The sequence below is a fragment of the Prevotella sp. TCVGH genome (genome assembly GCF_023522295.1).
Taxonomy (GTDB): Bacteria; Bacteroidota; Bacteroidia; order Bacteroidales; family Bacteroidaceae; genus Prevotella; species Prevotella timonensis.
Genome location: NZ_QFFX01000003.1, coordinates 25,555 through 44,098, shown reverse-complemented (window position 1 = coordinate 44,098; position 18,544 = coordinate 25,555). Strand labels below are relative to the sequence as shown.

At 43.0% G+C, this 18,544-nt stretch carries 14 protein-coding genes; 5 read left to right on the top strand and 9 right to left on the bottom strand.

From position 1 onward, the window contains the following. Positions 1–137 precede the first annotated feature (137 nt). On the top strand, positions 138–3,308 hold the full coding sequence (locus tag DEM91_RS01110; RefSeq protein ID WP_249857556.1) for a glycoside hydrolase family 2 TIM barrel-domain containing protein: 3,171 nt from the start codon (positions 138–140) through the stop codon (positions 3,306–3,308). A gap of 93 nt (positions 3,309–3,401) precedes the next feature. Here DEM91_RS01110 and DEM91_RS01105 read toward each other — a convergent pair whose 3' ends face one another. Genes DEM91_RS01105 through DEM91_RS01095 form a run of 3 tightly spaced genes read right to left on the bottom strand, consistent with a single transcriptional unit; the run spans position 3,402 to position 5,651 of the window. Further along, positions 3,402–3,932, bottom strand: coding sequence for an RNA methyltransferase (locus tag DEM91_RS01105; RefSeq protein WP_008123898.1), 531 nt, complete (start codon positions 3,930–3,932; stop codon positions 3,402–3,404). Positions 3,933–3,947: 15 nt separating this feature from the next. After that, positions 3,948–4,370, bottom strand: a complete 423-nt coding sequence (locus DEM91_RS01100; protein WP_249857554.1) for a SufE family protein — start codon at positions 4,368–4,370, stop codon at positions 3,948–3,950. Between the two features lie 24 nt (positions 4,371–4,394). Next, the gene (locus DEM91_RS01095; protein ID WP_249857552.1) at positions 4,395–5,651 is read right to left on the bottom strand and encodes a peptidase U32 family protein; all 1,257 of its coding nucleotides are present in this window, start codon (positions 5,649–5,651) and stop codon (positions 4,395–4,397) included. Between the two features lie 570 nt (positions 5,652–6,221). Between DEM91_RS01095 and DEM91_RS01090 the strand changes: the two genes are divergently transcribed. Next, positions 6,222–7,262, top strand: coding sequence for a C1 family peptidase (locus DEM91_RS01090; protein WP_249857550.1), 1,041 nt, complete (start codon positions 6,222–6,224; stop codon positions 7,260–7,262). A gap of 92 nt (positions 7,263–7,354) precedes the next feature. Here DEM91_RS01090 and gyrB read toward each other — a convergent pair whose 3' ends face one another. Continuing rightward, entirely contained in the window at positions 7,355–9,328 is a 1,974-nt protein-coding gene (gyrB, locus tag DEM91_RS01085; protein ID WP_249857548.1) for a DNA topoisomerase (ATP-hydrolyzing) subunit B, read from the bottom strand. 196 nt (positions 9,329–9,524) lie between these two features. Here gyrB and DEM91_RS01080 point away from each other — a divergent pair, with 196 nt between their 5' ends. Beyond that, positions 9,525–10,217 carry a hypothetical protein gene (locus DEM91_RS01080; protein WP_249857547.1) on the top strand — a complete coding sequence of 231 codons (693 nt, stop codon included), beginning with the start codon at positions 9,525–9,527 and terminating at the stop codon, positions 10,215–10,217. 59 nt (positions 10,218–10,276) lie between these two features. Here DEM91_RS01080 and rpsT read toward each other — a convergent pair whose 3' ends face one another. After that, on the bottom strand, positions 10,277–10,531 hold the full coding sequence (rpsT, locus tag DEM91_RS01075) for a 30S ribosomal protein S20 (RefSeq protein WP_008123888.1): 255 nt from the start codon (positions 10,529–10,531) through the stop codon (positions 10,277–10,279). A 219-nt stretch (positions 10,532–10,750) separates the two neighbouring features. Between rpsT and recO the strand changes: the two genes are divergently transcribed. Then, the gene (gene recO / locus DEM91_RS01070; RefSeq protein ID WP_195252834.1) at positions 10,751–11,476 is read left to right on the top strand and encodes a DNA repair protein RecO; all 726 of its coding nucleotides are present in this window, start codon (positions 10,751–10,753) and stop codon (positions 11,474–11,476) included. Between the two features lie 626 nt (positions 11,477–12,102). Here recO and DEM91_RS01065 read toward each other — a convergent pair. Genes DEM91_RS01065 through dut form a run of 4 tightly spaced genes read right to left on the bottom strand, consistent with a single transcriptional unit; the run spans position 12,103 to position 16,878 of the window. Beyond that, on the bottom strand, positions 12,103–13,734 hold the full coding sequence (locus DEM91_RS01065; protein ID WP_195252833.1) for a murein hydrolase activator EnvC family protein: 1,632 nt from the start codon (positions 13,732–13,734) through the stop codon (positions 12,103–12,105). Next, positions 13,731–14,630: a DUF4292 domain-containing protein gene (locus tag DEM91_RS01060; protein ID WP_249857546.1), complete on the bottom strand. Its 900-nt coding sequence runs from the start codon at positions 14,628–14,630 to the stop codon at positions 13,731–13,733. The genes DEM91_RS01065 and DEM91_RS01060 overlap by 4 nt, the downstream gene beginning before the upstream one ends. After that, the gene (locus DEM91_RS01055; protein WP_249857545.1) at positions 14,627–16,411 is read right to left on the bottom strand and encodes a tetratricopeptide repeat protein; all 1,785 of its coding nucleotides are present in this window, start codon (positions 16,409–16,411) and stop codon (positions 14,627–14,629) included. The genes DEM91_RS01060 and DEM91_RS01055 overlap by 4 nt, the downstream gene beginning before the upstream one ends. Positions 16,412–16,440: 29 nt before the next feature. Next, complete coding sequence (gene dut / locus DEM91_RS01050; RefSeq protein WP_249857543.1) at positions 16,441–16,878, bottom strand: dUTP diphosphatase; 438 nt, start codon at positions 16,876–16,878, stop codon at positions 16,441–16,443. A gap of 163 nt (positions 16,879–17,041) precedes the next feature. On the opposite strand from dut, the gene dgt reads away from it, so the two are divergent. Further along, on the top strand, positions 17,042–18,379 hold the full coding sequence (gene dgt / locus DEM91_RS01045) for a dGTP triphosphohydrolase (RefSeq protein WP_249857542.1): 1,338 nt from the start codon (positions 17,042–17,044) through the stop codon (positions 18,377–18,379). Positions 18,380–18,544 lie beyond the last annotated feature (165 nt).

Sequence of the window (18,544 nt, the reverse complement as noted above, 5' to 3'; positions counted from 1 at the left end):
TGTACAAGTGTCCCTTGTCGTCTCTTCCTTTTTTTAATCAATAAGGCTATTGAATCAGCGAAAAAATCGTTATCTTTGTGGCAGTAATGCTAACCTCTTAGGATAGTTTGTAGAATTTATACCTAACCACTACTCACATGAAAAAAATACTTTTAATAGCTGGATGTCTGTCGTTTTTGGGATTCCCAGCAAGCAGTCAAGGTTTTCCAATCGAAGAACAGAGAATAACCACCGATACAGAATGGCGAGACTTGCAAGATAATGAAGTAAACAGGTTCAAGTTGCACACAAATTATTTTGCGTATGAATCGGTGGAAAAGGCATTGTCTGGTGACCGCAAGGCATCGGAGAACTACCTTTCCCTCAATGGCACTTGGAAATTTCATTATGCAGAAACTCCCGATAACCGACTCAGTGACTTTTACTTAAGTAATTATGATGACTCCTCATGGAAAAGCATGCCCGTGCCAGGCTTATGGGAGTTGAACGGATATGGTGACCCCGTATATGTGAATGTGGGCTTTGCTTGGCGTGGACATTTCAAGAACAATCCACCTTTGGTTCCTATTAAAGACAACCATGTGGGTAGCTATCGCCGCATTATCAATATTCCCGACAATTGGATGGGACGACAGGTAATTGCCCATTTCGGAAGCGTTACCTCCAACATCTACTTGTATGTCAATGGCAAGTATGTTGGCTATGCAGAAGATTCAAAGGTGGCTGCCGAGTTTGACATTACACCTTTCTTGAAAAAAGGACGTAACTTAATAGCCTTCCAAGTGTTTCGTTGGTGTGATGGGTCATATTGCGAAGATCAAGATTTTTGGCGATTAAGTGGCGTGGGGCGTGATTGTTTCCTGTATGCGCGCAATAAAGACGTGCAAGTAAGTAACTTGAAAGTCAACACAGACCTTCAGAATGGTTATAAAGATGGCGTGCTATCTATTGACTTAGACGTGAAGGGAAATCCCACAGTAGACTTTGATTTGCTCGATGCCAATGGTGTTTCGGTGTCCAAACAAACGGTCAACTTCAAAGGATTGCAACATGGAAATGTGCAATTCAACATTCAAAACGTTAAGAAGTGGACAGCGGAGACGCCCTACCTCTTTACCCTACTGACAACAGTAAAGAAAGGTAACAAGGTTGTTGAGGTGATACCGCAGCGCATAGGTTTCAAGAAAGTAGAGATAAAAAACAGCCAGTTGCTCGTTAATGGACAGGCCATCTATATAAAAGGAGTCAATCGACATGAGATGGATCCTGACGGTGGGTATGTTGTGAGTCGAGAACGCATGATACAGGACATACAAATCATGAAGCAATTCAATATCAATGCAGTGCGTACTTGCCACTATCCAGACGACCCGCAGTGGTATGATTTGTGTGATGAGTATGGACTTTATGTGGTGGCAGAAGCCAACCAAGAGAGTCATGGCTTCCTGTATGGAGACGATTCTCCAGCAAAACAACCCATGTTTGCTAAGCAGATATTGGAACGCAATCAGCATAACGTGGAGATGTACTACAACCATCCGAGCATCATTATGTGGTCTATGGGAAACGAAACCGTTGATGGACCTAACTTCACGGCAGCGTTCAACTGGATTAAGAGTGTGGATAAATCGCGTCCCATTCATTGGGAACGTGCAGAAAAGGGTGCCAACACCGAAGTGTATTGCCCCATGTATCGTTCTCAACAGGCTTGTGAAGAGTATGCAAAGTCTACTGCACCCGCTGATCAAAAGCCGCTCATCCAATGCGAATACAATCATGCCATGGGCAATTCGGGCGGAGGTTTGAAAGAATATTGGGACTTGGTACGCAAATATCCTAAATTCCAAGGAGGTTTTGTGTGGGACTTCGTCGACCAAGCTTTGCGTGATAAAAAGCGTGGAATCTATGCATACGGTGGCGATTATAACGATTACGCCCCCAGCGATAACAACTTTAACTGCAACGGACTTATCAGTCCAGACCGTGTACCCAACCCCCATATGTACGAATTGGGTTATGAGTATCAGAACATTTGGGTACAACCAATTGACTTGATGCAAGGGAAAATAAAGGTTAAGAACGAATATTTTTTCCGAGACTTGAGTAATTATGCGTTAGTGTGGACAGTGCTTGCCAATGGCAAGGCGGTGCAATCGGGAACCGTTAACGAGTTACAAGTGCAACCACAGCAAAGTGTCGAGGTGGTGCTTCCATGTCATTTGGCACAAATCACCAGCCTGCCTGAAAATGAGGATGTGCAGTTCAATGTTGATTTTGTATTGAAGCAGCCGGAACCTCTCATGCAGAAAGGGCAGCGAGTAGCTTACCAACAGTTTCCTGTAAAAGATTATTATGTAGAAAAAAGTACGACGTCACTTCCCGAGATGGAACCACTTGTGTGGTATGGGAAATTGAAGAAAATAAGCAAAAAGAAAGATGCACAATTGACATTTGCCAGTCATCAAGTAACGGTGGCGTTTGATAAGCAAACCGGTTTACTTGCCCAATACATGGTGAATGGTAATTCTTACTTGGGTGAAGGGGGGACATTAAAACCTTGTTTCTGGAGAGCAGTGACGGATAACGATATGGGTGCAGGGCTTAGCACCAAGTATCAGGTGTGGCGTAACCCCACTTTGAAGTTAACCGGCATGAAGGTGAAACAACTTAAAAGTAAGGACAAGAAAATTCAGGTAGTAACCTCTACTTACGATATGCCCGAGGTAAAGGCGCAGTTGATAGTAGATTATGCTATCTATCCTTCTGGTGAGATGCGAATAGAACAAAAGTTACAGACAACACAAGGAGCGAATGTTCCCAACATGTTGCGCTTTGGCATGGTGATGCAGCTGCCTTACGACATGGAACAAAGTGAGTTTTTTGGGCGAGGTCCTATTGAGAATTACGCTGACCGTAAGTTCTCTCAACGCTTCGGCATCTATCATCAAACGGCAGACGAACAGTTCTATCCATATATCCGACCGCAAGAAACAGGTACCAAGAGCGACATACGTTGGTGGAAGCAAACCAACAAAAGAGGTATGGGACTATTAGTGCGCTCGGACAAGCCTTTCTCTGCATCGGCATTGCATTATACGGTAGAAGATTTGGACGATGGTGTTGCCAAGGAACAAAGGCATGTGCAACAAGTACCAAAGTCTCTTTTCACCAATCTTTATATCAACAGTGAGATGGCTGGTGTAGGAGGAGTAGATTCGTGGAGTGCCAAAGCCGAGGCTTTGGAAGCCTATCGTGTGGTTTATGGCGACAAGGCGTTTCGCTTTACATTGCTCCCCGTTGGGCGTTAATTAAACGAAATCTTCAAAAATCCTCTGCCATTCGTCAGCTGAGTGGCGAATGGCAGAGGACGAAAGTTGGGGGAGAATGTTGTTAGCGTAAGTTTACAAGAACATTTTACGTGCGAACTCCCACACAACAATGCCAGCAGTTACCGAGACATTGAGCGAGTGTTTAGTGCCAAATTGGGGTATCTCTAAACATCCGTTGCACGCATCAACAGTGGTTTGATTCACACCTTTCACCTCATTGCCAAACACTACGGCATATCGCTGATGACGGTTGAGCGTGAGGTGTTGTAGTTTTGTAGAACCTTCTACCTGCTCAATGCTATACACGAAATACTCGTTTCTTTTCAATTCTTCTACCGCTTCTGTGGCTGATGCAAAGTATCGCCACGCTACACTATCCTCTCCACCGAGGGCAGTCTTGTGTATTTCGGGATGTGGGGGCGTGGCGGTGATGCCACACAGATATACCGCTTCTACTCGAAAGGCGTCGCACGACCGAAATACAGACCCTACATTATATAATGAGCGCACATCGTCAAGCACAACGATGAGTGGTAGTTTGTCGGCTTCTTTGAACTCTTCTACCGACAAGCGGTTCATTTCTATGGTCTTGAGCTTTCTCACTTTTTTGATAAATGATTATAACAGCTTGGATTGATACACCACAGCATACATTTTCATTTGTTTTGTCATTGCCAACAGTCCATTGGCACGAGTGGGCGAGAGATGTTCACGAAGTCCGATGCGGTCGATGAAATACAAATCTGCATCAATGATTTCTTTCGGCGTGTGATTGCTCACCACACGAATAAGTAAGGCAATAATGCCTTTAACAATCAGCGCATCGCTGTCTGCGGTGAATATCAATCTGCCGTCTTTCTCATCGCATTGCAGCCAAACCCTACTTTGGCAGCCATCTATTAAGTTTGATTCTGTCTTGTATTGCTCATCTAATGGCTCTAATTCGTTGCCTAAATCAATGAGCATCTGATACTTGTCCATCCAGTCGGTGAACTCTGAAAATTCTTCTACTACCTCGTCTTGCAGTTCGTTTATGGTCATATCTTTCTCCTTTTTCCTTGTTTTTTATCTCTTGCTTTGTGTTTTTACCAATTTGAAAAGCTTGTCATTAGGGCGCACCTTGTCGGGAACAGCGATGGAGATGCGCCAACCTTTTTCGGCTTTCGGTACGGGTTGTAGCTCGTAGCGTATCTCGTTGGCGTCAAAGTACATCACGCCAGTGGTGGGGCCCGTAATGAGCAAGTGTTCGCCAACCTCAATTTCAGCGGCTTCAACTGCCAACTCAGCTACGCCCAACTTAGAGAAATACTTCACTACCTTGCCCACTAAGATTTTTTTCTCGGTGGCTTTGTTGCCATAGTTCTTTGTCCATTCGCCCAACTTCTGTCCCTGATAGTAGCCGTCCCAAAAGCCTCTGTTGAAAACGGCAGACAGACGTTCGTCCCATGCGTCTTTCTTCTCTTCGGTGAAAGTACCATCGATGACCGACTGAATGGCTTCCTTGTAACACGTTACCACGTTGTACACATACTCTGGACCACGAGCCCTACCTTCGATTTTGAACACGCGTACGCCTGCATCCATCATGCGATCGATGAAGCGAACGGTCTTCAAATCCTTCGGACTCATGATATATTTGTTGTCTATCTCCAGTTGGTTGCCCGTTTCGTTATCGGTGACGGTGTACGAACGGCGGCATATTTGCACGCATTCTCCACGGTTGGCGGAGCGATTAGCGTCATGAAGACTCATGTAACATTTTCCACTTATTGCCATGCAGAAGGCACCATGGCAGAACATTTCGATACGAACCAGTCCACCATGTGGTCCACATATCTGTTGCGCCACTATCTGTTGGTGGATTTCTTTGACTTGATTCATGTTCAATTCGCGTGCCAAAACCACTACGTCGGCAAAGCGTGCGTAGAACTTTAAGGCTTCTATGTTCGAAATGTTGAGTTGCGTTGACAGGTGTACTTCCACACCTTTCTCCACGCAATAGGTCATTACAGCTACATCGCTGGCTATGACTGCCGAAATGTTAGCGTTTTTTGCGGCATCAATGATTTGGTGCATGGTGTGAATGTCCTCGCCATAAATAACGGTGTTCACCGTGAGATAGGTTTTGATGCCATGCGCTTTGCAAGTATCGGCAATGTCGTGCAAATCGTCAATCGTAAAATGATTGGCTGAGTGCGAACGCATATTTAATTGTCCGATGCCAAAATAAACGGCACCAGCCCCTGCTTGTATGGCTGCTGCAAGACTTTCACGAGAGCCAACAGGAGCCATGATTTCAAAATCTGATAGCTGATAGTTCATGGTTGCAAAGTTAAGGTTATTTGTAATAATCACAAAACAAAACCGCTTTGTTTTGTTCATGAGACAGTTCAATAAAGGATGGATAATTGGGCTATAGCGTCGCCTTTTTTTTTCTGAAAAATTTTTACTACGGGGTTCAAAACTCGCGTATTTGCGAGCAACTGTTAGTTGGGTCGCAAATTTGCGAGTATTTTAACTGCTTTATTATCAATCACTTCGTGTTTTTACTTGCCGAACATAGGTGTTGAAGCATTGAGTTAAGGTGCTTAGAGTAATGTAATAACACCACAAAGGTAATGGAGTAGTGAGCCAAAACAGTCATTATAGCGCGATTAACTCATTACTTTTGCGGAAAAAATGCGTTGTGACGAAGATAAAAATGCAATTTTTGATGCCAATTGGAAGCTAGAATCAACTTTTATTTTTCTGAATTATATTTACAATTTGTTCGTTTTCTTTCTCATGAATGTGTGTGATTTTTATACGATAATACAGAATGGCGGCGCTTACAATATGAAATTACTTGATTTTCTTTGTTATTCATTAGAATACTGCTAACTTTGCTTTCGCATGAATAGAATATGGACAGCTTGTTTGTTAGTCATCACCATTTTAGTGGGATGTAGCCACCCTCTTCCTCCAACACGTGTGGACGAGAGGTTTACCGACGATGTACTCATCAAGACAACTCCCGTAAAATATCAAGGAGCGAGTTCGCTGTGTTGGCTTTACGCCATGTTGGGAACCATTGAGTCTGAGCGTTTGATGATGGGGGACTCGGTAGATTTATCGGTCGACTATTTGGCAAGAAAGTTGTTAGAGGAGCAGACACAAGCGGCTTTCTTTATGAGAGGAAGGAAGCCCGTTCAGTTGCGAGGAGTTGCATCCATGACACTTGATTTGATTGAACGTTACGGCTTGTTACATGAGGATTCATACCCAGCTAAAAATGTGAATTACAATGTGTTGCGTAGAAAAATGCGACATTTGGCTTCTTGCGCATCCTCGCTAAGTCAATTGCGGCATCTCATGGAGGATAAGTTAGACCAAGAGCTTGGCTCTTTGCCTCGCTTCGTCTTCTTTTTACACGCCGAATACACGCCTTTGGAATTTGCACACAGTGTGTGTCTGCCTCAAGAATATCTCTCATTGACCAGTTTTACGCACCATCCTTATGGGCATTCGTTTGTGTTGGAGATACCAGACAATCAGTTTAGGCAAGCGTTTAAGAATCTTCCTTTGGATACTTTAATGACGCATCTCAAAAAGGCGTTGCAAGCTGGACATCCTGTTTGCTGGGAAGGTGACATCAGTGAGCCTGGCTTTTCGTTTGCCAATGGTGTGGCAACGCTGGAAAATACGCCTGTTCATGTGACTGCAGAAATGCGACAGCGCGCGTTTGAAGCCTTAAAAACCACAGACGACCATTGTATGGTTTTAGTGGGGATGGCGCACGATAGACAGGGCAGAGTGTTCTTTAAGGCGAAAAATTCATGGGGTACAAACTCCCGTTATCGAGGTTATATGTATCTCAGTGAGGAGTATGTGCGCTTTAAGACGATTGCGCTGTATATGAGTCAAGCAGCTTACCACCAATCAACGGCACGATGATGTTGTGAATGTCAATGACTTATCTTGTCATTCAATAAAAAACGGAACATGATAACGCTTATCATGTTCCGTGTAAATAAGGAGTGAGTTACTTATGCATCAATATTCGCATAGGTAGCATTCTTTTCAATGAATTCACGACGTGGCTCTACGTCATCGCCCATGAGCATGGAGAAAATCTCATCTGCATCGGCAGCATTCTCAATGGTTACTTGCTTGAGCAAACGAGTCTTGGGGTTCATAGTGGTCTCCCAAAGTTGCTCGGGGTTCATCTCTCCCAAACCTTTGTAGCGCTGCGTGTGAATGCTTTTGCTGTCTTCTTCGCCATTGGCGTATTTGTCAATGAACGCCTGTCGTTGTTGTTCGGTGTAGCAATACTCGCTGGCTTTGTTCTTGTATGAGCACTTGTAGAGCGGTGGAGTAGCGATGTAAAGGTGTCCTTCTTCAATGACTTTCGGCATGAATCGATAGAAGAGCGTCATAATAAGGGTGTCTATGTGTGAACCATCGACATCGGCGTCGGTCATGATGATAATCTTGTCATAACGTAGTTTGTCAATATTTGCCTCACGGTCGGCTTCTCCTTCTACACCAAAGCGCACGCCAATGCTTTGAATGATGTTCATTACCGACTCTGCTTCAAAGACACGATGCCATTGTACCTTTTCGACGTTCAAAATCTTACCACGTAAAGGCAAAATTGCTTGTGTGTATCTATCTCGTCCTTGCTTAGCAGAACCACCTGCAGAGTCACCCTCGACGAGGAATATTTCGCAATCTTTTGGGTCTTTGTTAGAGCAGTCTGCCAACTTACCTGGCAATCCTCCGCCACTCATAAAGTTTTTGCGCTGTACACTTTCGCGTGCTTTACGTGCGGCAATACGTGCGGTTGCGGCTAATACAACTTTCTCACAAATCTGTTTGGCCTCTGCTGGATGTTCTTCAAGATAGTTGCTGAGGGCTTCTCCTACAGCCTGTTGAACAGCACCAGACACCTCGCTATTGCCTAATTTAGTTTTCGTTTGACCTTCAAACTGGGGTTCAGCTACCTTAATGGAGATGACAGCAGTGAGTCCTTCACGGAAGTCTTCGCCAGCAATCTCTATTTTTGCTTTCTCTATTTGTTTGGAAATCGTAGGCTCACTGTCTGCATACGTTTTCAACGTACGTGTCAATGCGGCGCGGAAACCAGTGAGGTGAGTTCCTCCTTCAATGGTGTTGATGTTGTTGACGTATGAATGGATGTTTTCTGAATAGTCAGTATTGTACATGATGGCTACCTCAATAGGGATGCCTTGCTTTTCGGTTTTGAGATAGATGACATCATCAAACAGGTGTGTGCGGTGCCTGTCTACGTAGCGAACAAACTCTTTGAGTCCGTCCTTGGCATGAAATACCTCTGTTCGTGTCTTACCTTCATCGTTAGGACGCATATCTGTAAGCGTGATGCGGATGCCAGCATTGAGGAAAGCAAGCTCACGCATGCGCCTTGCAATGATGTCCCACTGGAAATGAGTAGTCGTAAAAATGGACTTATCGGGCCAGAATTGCTGGCGTGTGCCTCGCTTGTCGGTTTCTCCAACAACCTTTACAGGGTAGAGCGCTTTTCCTCTTTCGTATTCTTGTTGATAGATTTTGCCATCTCGGAATACCTGAGATGTCATGTGAGATGATAATGCGTTGACACAACTCACACCAACTCCGTGAAGACCTCCACTGACTTTGTACGAGCCTTTGTCGAACTTTCCGCCGGCATGGAGTACCGTCATGACCACTTCTAAGGCGGACTTGTGTAGTTTTTCGTGTTGGTCTACGGGGATACCACGCCCATTATCTTGCACAGTGATGGACTCATCTTCGTTAATGGTTACCTCTATGTCCGTGCAATAGCCTGCCATCGCCTCATCAATCGAGTTGTCTACAGTTTCGTTGATGAGATGATGAAGACCTTTCTCACTGATGTCGCCGATGTACATTGCAGGGCGTTTACGAACCGCTTCCAGCCCTTCCAATACTTGAATATTACTGGCTGAATAGTTATTTTCGGTATTTTGTTTTTCTGCCATTTTATATCTTGTAAAATTATATTTGCAAATTGAAGAAAACTTAAAGCAGACAAGTTTTCTTTGTCTGCAGAAATACTTCGTACATTGTTGCAAAGATACGAAATTAATGGGAATTGATGAAATGTTTTACAACTAAAAATGCCTAAAAACGAGGGCTGTTTCCATCGGATTTTTATTAAATTTGCAGGTGGAAATCATGATGCAAAAAATTACTTTTTTATTCGTCTTAGGTTTATTCGCCATTTCTTCAATGGCAGGTGTTGTATTTACCACGACACAAAAGGTCAGCTTTCAACGACAACGTTATCAAGTATCTGTTGAGTTTCCGTTAGAAGGTGAGGCAGGAGCTGTAAGGAGTATTCGAAATTGGATCAACGATGTGGTTGGTGTGGAAGACGAACAGGCGAGCGATGAACGCGCTTTCTTTCAGGTTTTAGAGCGTAGTTATCAAGATTATCTCGAGACAAATCCTGAAGGGAGTCGGCACATCGAGATTTATAGAGCTTATGAGGATGAAGATTGTGTGACCTTTGAATCCGTCATTACAGATCAAGATTCTGTGGTTTGGAAAACTTGTGATTGTGCTACATTTAGCAAAAAAGACGGGCATCGCCTAAAGGTGAATGAAATTTTTAATTGTTCTGAAGAAAGAATTAAACAATTAATGTGGGAATGGCGAGGCGATTTACCTGTGGAGGTGGCTTCGGCTAACGACTTGATAGTGGGAGAAGCGGGATTTATTGATGGCTGGGTTGTTGTGATAGGTCCTGCACGAAATTATACGGGTGCACCTTTTCGGATTCGTTATCAGGCAGCAGAACCTTTTTTGATGGGCTCCAAACATGGTGGATATTACCACGATGTGCATACCAAGTCTTCGAGAAAATAGTAAAAGGCCACATTTCATAAGAGATGTGACCTTTGAATATTTTCAATGTTCAAATAGACTTATCCGAGGCTGTTAATGTGTTGTGACAAGCTTGATTTCAAGTTTGCAGCCTTATTCTTGTGGATGGTATTAGTCTTAGCTAATTTGTCTAACATTTTCTGTACTACAGGAAATAGCTTGATAGCTTCATCCTTGTTGTCCATAGCACGCAACTTGCGCACTGCATTACGCATTGTCTTTGCATAATACTTATTGTGCAAAGTCTTAACTTTGTCCTGACGGATTCTTTTAAGTGATGATTTGTGGTTTGCCATCTTCTTTGATTTTCTTTTTATTTCAGTAGTAGTCCCTAGCAGAATCGAACTGCTCTTTTGAGAATGAAAATCTCACGTCCTAACCGATAGACGAAGGGACCGTGCCATTTGATTAGCGGGTGCAAAGGTAGGACAATTTTCTTTATGTACCAAATATTATCGGATATTTTTTAATAAATCAATGAAAATTAGTATTTTTGTTCTTCAAATTCAGAATTTATGTTGGTAAAGACAGAAGCAATTGTACTGCGTGCACTTAAGTATGGCGATGCTCAATTGATCGTGGATTTGTTCACAGAACGAATGGGTTGCGTCACTTTTATACACCGTGTCAAGAAAACGAAGCACGGTCGCATAGGAGTACAATTTTTTCAGCCGCTTACTCATTTAGAAATTGAATATGATGCACTTCACAACGGACGTCTTCCACGCTTGAAAGAGGTGCGTATGGTTAATCCATATTTAAGTATTCCTTTTGATGCATTGAAGCTTTCCATCTCGCTTTTCATTGCCGAATTTCTGTATCAATGTGTGAAAGGAGAACAAGCCAGTGGGGCGTTGTATCAATATGTAACAACAAGTGTACATTGGTTAGATGCTGCGACAGCAGGCTTTGCCAATTTCCATTTGGTTTTTATGTTGCATTTGACCCGATTTATTGGATTTTATCCTAACTTGGAGGACGACACGGGTCATGATTTCTTTGATTTGCGCAATGGCGTTTTTACACCTAATCAACCTGCGCATGGGGATTTTATTGTGCCGAGTGAGGCATCTAAAATTCGCGTTCTCATGCGAATGAATTACGATTCCATGCATGTTTTTAAGTTTACCAGACAGGAACGCAACCGTTGTGTTGAGATGATATTAAAGTTTTATCGATTGCATGTACCTTCGTTCCCAGAGCTAAAATCGCTCTCGGTGTTGCAAGTGCTATTTCAATAAAATACGTTCTTTTGTGCTAAATTGTAAGTCATATCGCCTGTTATGCGGACAGTAGTGGCAACGAGTGATGAAACAACTGCGTAAGAACTTATTGAAAAATGTTAGATGCTTACGGTTGATTGGAGTTAAAAAGTTCTGTAAATAGGTCGAAATTAGTCTTACGATATTAACCCTTGATAAATCGAATGCGTTGCAACCGATAACGTATAAATAAAACTACGAAAGGGAAAAGCGACAACCAACCGAAGAGAAATGCGTGGAAAGAATTAGAACCTATATAATAAAGATAAAACTGAGTAGCTAAAAATGTCAGACAACAAAATAAGCAGGTGATATAAATAGGCAATGGCTCTTTTTCAAGTTTTATCAGTTGTTGACAGTGGGGACATGTGGATGTGCTATCTCTACCTCTAAAATAATATCTGTTCACCACTTTGGGAGGTAGTATTTTCCCACAGTGAGGACATATGTGTGCGGAACTTGCTTTACTTTTCTTTTCCATTATTTAGCAGGTTAAAATCAATTTCTTGTTATAATTGAAAATAATACTCATTGTTAAGAATAGACGTCCCATGTAGATGCACTGTATTCTTCAAAAACATCATGCAGCCAAAGTTAGCCAAGACTTATCTTCCCAACCAAGACTCGGGGTTCAGTTTTGCGGTGCCATGGCGTAGCTGGAATTGTAGGATGTTATCTTTTCCTACGGTGCCGAGTGCCTGCCGCGTACTTACTTTTTGTCCTTTCACAACTCTGACGGAACTCAAATTACAGTAAACAGAAATGTACGAACCGTGACGAACCATGATGACCGTTGTTCCTCCGTACGTCATGACGGCACTCACCTCGCCATCGTAGATAGAGCGAGCTTGACAGCCAGCACTTCCTAAGATATTGATACCTTTATTATCAAGCGTCACATTTTTGAGTCCTTCCACTTGATACTGCCCAAAATGGCTCACAATTCTATAACCTCCTGTGATAGGGATAGGTAATCTCCCTCGATTGGCTTCAAATCCACCACTCAACATTCTATCCACAGAACTCATTTTCAAGCTTTCGTCCGCTCTCTTCTGGGCTCTTTCAATGTTTTCTTTGTTGCGAACAGCATCGCTTACCGCTTTTCGTTCGGCAGCCACACGCGCTGCTTCAGCTTCTCGAGCTTTTTGTTCAGCCGCTTCTCGAGCTTGTGCTGCAGCTCGTGCTTGCGCTTCGGACTGTTCTTGGCGAGCTTTCTCTGCTGCGGCGGCTGCAGCTCGTGCTTGCGCTTTTTGTTGTTCTTCTCGCAGTTTGGCTTCAGCGATACGTCGTGCGTTCTCACGGGCTTCAGTTTCGGCTTCAGCTTTCTTCCTGGCTACTTCTGCAGCTCTCTTTCGTGCAGCTTCTGCCAATGCTGCTTTTCTCTTCGCCTCGGCTTCGGCACGTGCCTTTGCCTTTGCTACTTCTATGGCTATCAACTTATCAATTTCGGCATTCAGAGCAGCATCTTTTTGTCGCTGTTGCGAAATGACAACTTGAATGGTTTTTTGTTCTTTCTGCAGACTGCTTACTTTCTGCTTCTGTTCATTTTGTTGACCTTCAAGTGTTTCCTTTTCCTTCTTTCCTTTCCAAAGCAAGTTATTCTTCTGTCCTTTTACGCGATGCAGTTGTGCTTGTTTGTCGTTTACTTGTTGCTGTTTGGCTTTCAAGCTTTCACCTTGGGCACGTTGGTAGGCAGCATAATCACGCACAAACTGATAGCGACGGTACATTTGCGCAAAGTCTTTTGCCGAAAAGATAAACATTAATTTTTCTTGAATCGTATGGCTACGAGTCATATACGCCATTGATTTGATATATTTCTTCTTTCGTTCAGCCAGTTGTTCCTCTAAGGTTTGGAGCTGTGTATGCAGTATTTGGATATTTCCATCCAAATGCTGAATATCGCTCTCAATGGTCTCTATGTTTTTTTGTCTATCCGTGATGGCAGTGTTGAGAATGAGAAGATCTTGCAAACGCTTCTTCACATCCGACTGATTTGCTCTCAACGCACGCTCTTGTTGCTTGATTTTACGCCGGACTTGACTGCGTTGATTCTCTAAGCCCTTGATGGATGGCGTAGAGTACTTGGCTGTCTTACTATTTTTTTTCTTGACGTTTGTGGTCTTCTTTGTAGTCGTTGTGGTCTTTGCCTTCCTTTTAATAGGAGTCCGTTTCTTCTGTGCCGAAAGAGAAATCGACAAAGACAGTGCTACAAGTATAATTAGATATCGTTTCATTTACTGTATAAAAGCTTTCCTATTATGTCCTCTGCATCTACTCGTTGATAGCGGTTGGAAACGGTGGAGCGTTCTTCCCAATCAGCATCTGTTTTTAGGTCATCCATTGCTATCGTTACTTCTCCATGCTGACGGGTCTTTGCACCTTGGCGAGTCGTAAAAGTAAACGACTGTGTTGAGGGAAAATATTGCAACCCAATACTCTTAAAGTTTTGATAATTCCATGTCAGAACAGATTTTTCTTGTTGACTGTTCACATAATTAATCACCGCAGTAGCTATTCGCCCATTGTTTTTGTTGGCATTCCAAAGATAGGTCATAGCTCCCTTCACTAAAGTAATGGGGTAAAAGTCTCCAGCTTGAGTTAGATTTACTCTAAAGCTTTCTAAGTCAGATGCTTTAACTTGTTTTTCGCCAGGAATCATCAATTGGTTCCAAAACAGCGCCTGCAAGCTATAAAAGTTTAACCCATTGTTTCGCAGAAATGCAACATCGTCATAAGTGGCTTTGACATATTCTTTGTGAATCCTATCAATAACCAGCACTCCATCGGGTGTAAATTCTATCCTACCTACTTCACTACCCAAGAATGGAATGAATAGTTGCAGGCGTATTACCTTGTCTTTACGCATTTTCAATGAGCCTGGTGCAGAGATGCGCTGACTGCCACGTGTTAATTGAAAAGATATTTTTCCCACAATGTTCGGTGCATATACTCCATTGTCTATCACCTTCTCCACGAAGAGGTGTTTACTCATCTCTTCTGCAGGTATTTGAGTGGATTGCTTAGAAATCTCTCCTTTTACGGGTTCCTTCGTCATACTCTTTTTAGATGCACAAGAGGTAATGAAGAGAAGCCCGAAACTCAAGTATAGAAAGTGTATGATGTATTTCATTTTTTGATGTATTTCTTCTGTTTTATCTTTCTTTCAATGAAAGCCTTGTCACTTTTATCTGCCAATTTTAAGGCTTTCGTCCAATACTCCAATGCTTGCTGCATCTGACCGTTCATAGCATAAATATCTCCAGCATGGTCTATGATAACGCTGCTTTGCAAAGAGTCCGTGTCATTTTGAAGAGCTTGGTCAATATACAACTTCGCCTCTGTATATCGCTCTTGTAAGAACAAAATCCAAGCGTATGTGTCCAAATAAGTGGCATTGGAAGGCTCTGCCTTGATAGTTCGATAGCTCATCTCCTCGGCTTTTGACAACTGTTTCCCATCTTCACTCAGGAAGTATGCGTAATTGTTCAGACAACTAATGTTATCGTCTTTCCACTGCAAGCAACTATCGTAGGCAGCAAACGCTTCTGTTTTTTCACCTTGTTGGTGCAAAAGGTCGCCCATCATGGCATAAAACTCACTCACTAATCCAGCATCGCTACTGGCGTTAATCGTACTCACTCCTTTCCTTAAAGCCTCAATGGCTGGTTTTTGATGATCTTGCTGAACGTGCGCCCATGCTAAATAGTAGTAGTAAGCCATTTCGTTAGGAGTGAATTGTGCCCCTTGTTCGCAAATCTCTATGATTTTCTGCCAATTCTTTTTGGGTACATATGTCTGCAAGAGTTGCAGTCGAGCAGCCGATTGTTCTGGTGCAATATCAATCACATGCTGCAAAGCCGCCTGTACTGTGTCCGTTGGCATGTGCTTCAAGTACATGTACGTTGCAGCCAAAGAGGCGATATCTGCATCCTTGGGGTTGGCATTCATTACTTTTTGGAACAGGTTGAGTACTTCTGTACTGTCACGTTGATGCGCTTCATTGTCACGAATTACCTGTTGAAACATCGTTAATTTGGTTTGTAATGGTGTTTGCTTACTCATCAAAATACGATCTCGCAAATCGATAGCCTTGTCTTTATCTCCCACCGTGTTGTAGTAATCGTACAGTGAAGCGAGTACTGTGGCATTGTTAGGCTCTTCCTTGTAAGCTTGTGCAAACAGTTGATAAGCTTTTTTCTGTTTATCGTTCTGCATCAGCCAATTGCCCAACATTACTCGATATTCAACATCATTCGGGAAAGATTTTGTCAACGCTTTCAATGTTTCATAGGCTCTGGTCTTGTTGCCCTGCATCTCATAGATATTCATTCTCGACAAAGTCAGTTCTGCACTTTTGCCTTCAGCCAATTCTATTCTATCTATGATTGACAACATTTTGTCATAATCCTTCTGTTGATTGTATAACTGTGCCAAAATATTGAGCACGTCCGACCGCTCATGATGGCTTTCGTAGATTTGCTCATAAGCAGTAATTGCTTTTTCGTAAGCACCCGTACCGATATAATATTGTGCCACTCGCTCTTGATAATCGGTGTTCTTTGGCTGGAGTGAAGCAGCCTTTTCAAAATTTTGAAGTGCCAACGAGTCATTGCGCTGTTTGGCGTACAGCTGTCCTTGTAAGAAATAAGCTTCGGCAGCTTGTGGGTGAATGGCAAGGCATTGTTTCAACAAGTCAAAGGCTAAGTCATTTTTCCCATTGAGTTGTTGGCACACGGCTTGCAAGAATAGATAGTCATAGCGTGTTTGAGCATCATCCCAAAGCATGGATTTCAGTCCTTCTTCGGTCACAACTTCATCTTGTCTCTCTTGTGCAAGCATGGGCTTCGAGAGAAACAGAAGCATGAATAAAATCCATGTCCAAGGGGTATGATATTGATACAATATTTTCAACTTATTCAATTTTTACGTCTAACCATCAATTATTTGACACCAGTGTGGCCGTATCCTCCTGCTCCTCGCTCGGTTTCGTCTAACTGTGTCACTTCAACAAATTGTCCCTGCTCATGTCGGGCTATGACCATTTGAGCAATGCGCTCACCATCGTTGATAACAAACTCCTTGTCAGAGAAGTTTACTAACAACACCATTATCTCACCTCGATAATCGGCATCGATTGTTCCTGGTGTGTTCAATACAGTTATGCCATGTTTCAGAGCCAGTCCACTGCGTGGCCGTATCTGTGCCTCATAGCCTTCGGGCAGTGCGATATACAACCCCGTAGCTATGAGTTTGCGCTCCATAGGTTTTAAGATCTGCGGAGCTTCTATGTTTGCCCGCAAATCCATTCCAGCACTTTGTGCTGTCGCATAGGTTGGTAAAGGCTGGTGTCCTTTGTTGATAACTTTTATCTGTATCATCTCATTCATTCTTCATTTAATCTGGAAATCGTGCCATCACTTAAGTGGTTCTACTTCGTATGATGCTGATTATAAGATGCAAAAATAACGAATAATCGCCATAATGTGGCATTTTTATCCTTAAAAAGAACCAAATTACACAAATTACTTGTACTTTTGTGCTATGAAGTGGCAAACTCTAATTTCTAACAAACGCTTCGGACAAGAGCTAAAACATGCCGAGCGTCATGACGATCGGTCGGAATTTAAGCGTGATTACGACCGCCTCATCTTCTCTGCGCCATTTCGGCGTCTGCAAAACAAAACGCAAGTCTTTCCGCTACCAGGGTCTATCTTTGTCCACAACCGTTTGACTCATTCTCTGGAAGTGGCTTCTGTCGGTATGTCTTTAGGAATGGATGTCTCCACTTTGCTTTGCGAACGACACCCCGAATTGCGTGGAACCTTGTTTGAACAAATCGGTACCATCGTGAGTGCCGCATGCTTGGCGCATGACATGGGTAACCCTCCATTCGGTCATAGTGGTGAACGAGCCATACAAACTTTTTTCACCGAAGGAGCTGGAAATTACTTACAATCACGTTTAAGCAAACGTTTTTGGGACGATATCACCCACTTTGAGGGCAATGCCAACGCATTCCGATTGCTTACTCATCGTTTCAACGGCAGACGTATCGGTGGGTTTGTCATGACATACGCCACCTTGGCAAGTATTGTAAAGTACCCCTTTGCCAGCAGTTTAGCAGGAAATCACGGCAAATTTGGCTTTTTCTCCAGCGAAGAGAAAACATATATAAAGGTGGCAGACGAGTTAGAAATAGCGAAACTTTCGCAACCAGGCGAGCCGATACGTTATGCCCGGCATCCTTTGGTTTACTTGGTAGAAGCCGCAGATGATATTTGTTATGAGATTATGGATATTGAAGATGCCCATAAGCTCAAGATTCTTTCTTTTGAAGAAACTGCACATTTGCTGATGGGCTTCTTTGATGAAGAAACACAACGGCACATCAAACAGCGTATAGCGGACGAGGGACTTACCGATAACAACGAAAAGGTTGTGTATATGCGAGCCTGTGCTGTCGGCAAACTGGAAAACAAATGCGTTGAAGCCTTTGTTGCTAACGAGGAGGAAATCTTGAATGGAACGTTCGAAGGGAGCCTCATCGACCACATTGACGAAACGCAACGTCAGGCCTACAAGCATTGTTCAGCACTTTCATATCAGCGCATTTATCACAGCAAGCCCGTGTTGGATGTAGAGTTAGCTGGTTATAAAATTATGCAAACGCTGATGGAAACGATGATTGAAGCCGCAGTAAATCCCGAACGGTTTTATTCGCAACAGCTCCTCCGCCGTTTTAGTAGTCAATACGACATACAAAGCCCCGACCTTGAAACACGCATCATGGCTGTCATCGATTATATCAGTGGCATGACCGATGTGTATGCGTTGGAGATTTATCAGAAAATCAACGGCATATCTTTGCCCATCATTTGATAAATTGTAAAGTATTTACTGTACGGTCACACCTTATTTTATTTAAGTCTTTCATTTTTCTCACACTCTTTTTCAAAAATAAGACGCAATGAAGTTTTTCATAGAACTCCATTGCGTCTTATGCGATGAGTTATGCTCAGGGTTATAGGCGAATGGTCTTTATCC

Excerpts from the sequence above, each read along its gene's own strand:
- DEM91_RS01080 (WP_249857547.1), top strand. The coding sequence starts at position 9,525 with ATGATGCAAAAAATTACTTTTTTATTCGTCTTAGGTTTATTCGCCATT.
- rpsT (WP_008123888.1), bottom strand. The coding sequence starts at position 10,531 with ATGGCAAACCACAAATCATCACTTAAAAGAATCCGTCAGGACAAAGTT.
- gyrB (WP_249857548.1), bottom strand. The coding sequence starts at position 9,328 with ATGGCAGAAAAACAAAATACCGAAAATAACTATTCAGCCAGTAATATT.
- dgt (WP_249857542.1), top strand. The coding sequence starts at position 17,042 with ATGAAGTGGCAAACTCTAATTTCTAACAAACGCTTCGGACAAGAGCTA.
- DEM91_RS01060 (WP_249857546.1), bottom strand. The coding sequence starts at position 14,630 with ATGAAATACATCATACACTTTCTATACTTGAGTTTCGGGCTTCTCTTC.
- DEM91_RS01095 (WP_249857552.1), bottom strand. The coding sequence starts at position 5,651 with ATGAACTATCAGCTATCAGATTTTGAAATCATGGCTCCTGTTGGCTCT.
- DEM91_RS01110 (WP_249857556.1), top strand. The coding sequence starts at position 138 with ATGAAAAAAATACTTTTAATAGCTGGATGTCTGTCGTTTTTGGGATTC.
- DEM91_RS01100 (WP_249857554.1), bottom strand. The coding sequence starts at position 4,370 with ATGACCATAAACGAACTGCAAGACGAGGTAGTAGAAGAATTTTCAGAG.
- dut (WP_249857543.1), bottom strand. The coding sequence starts at position 16,878 with ATGATACAGATAAAAGTTATCAACAAAGGACACCAGCCTTTACCAACC.
- DEM91_RS01090 (WP_249857550.1), top strand. The coding sequence starts at position 6,222 with ATGAATAGAATATGGACAGCTTGTTTGTTAGTCATCACCATTTTAGTG.
- recO (WP_195252834.1), top strand. The coding sequence starts at position 10,751 with ATGTTGGTAAAGACAGAAGCAATTGTACTGCGTGCACTTAAGTATGGC.
- DEM91_RS01065 (WP_195252833.1), bottom strand. The coding sequence starts at position 13,734 with ATGAAACGATATCTAATTATACTTGTAGCACTGTCTTTGTCGATTTCT.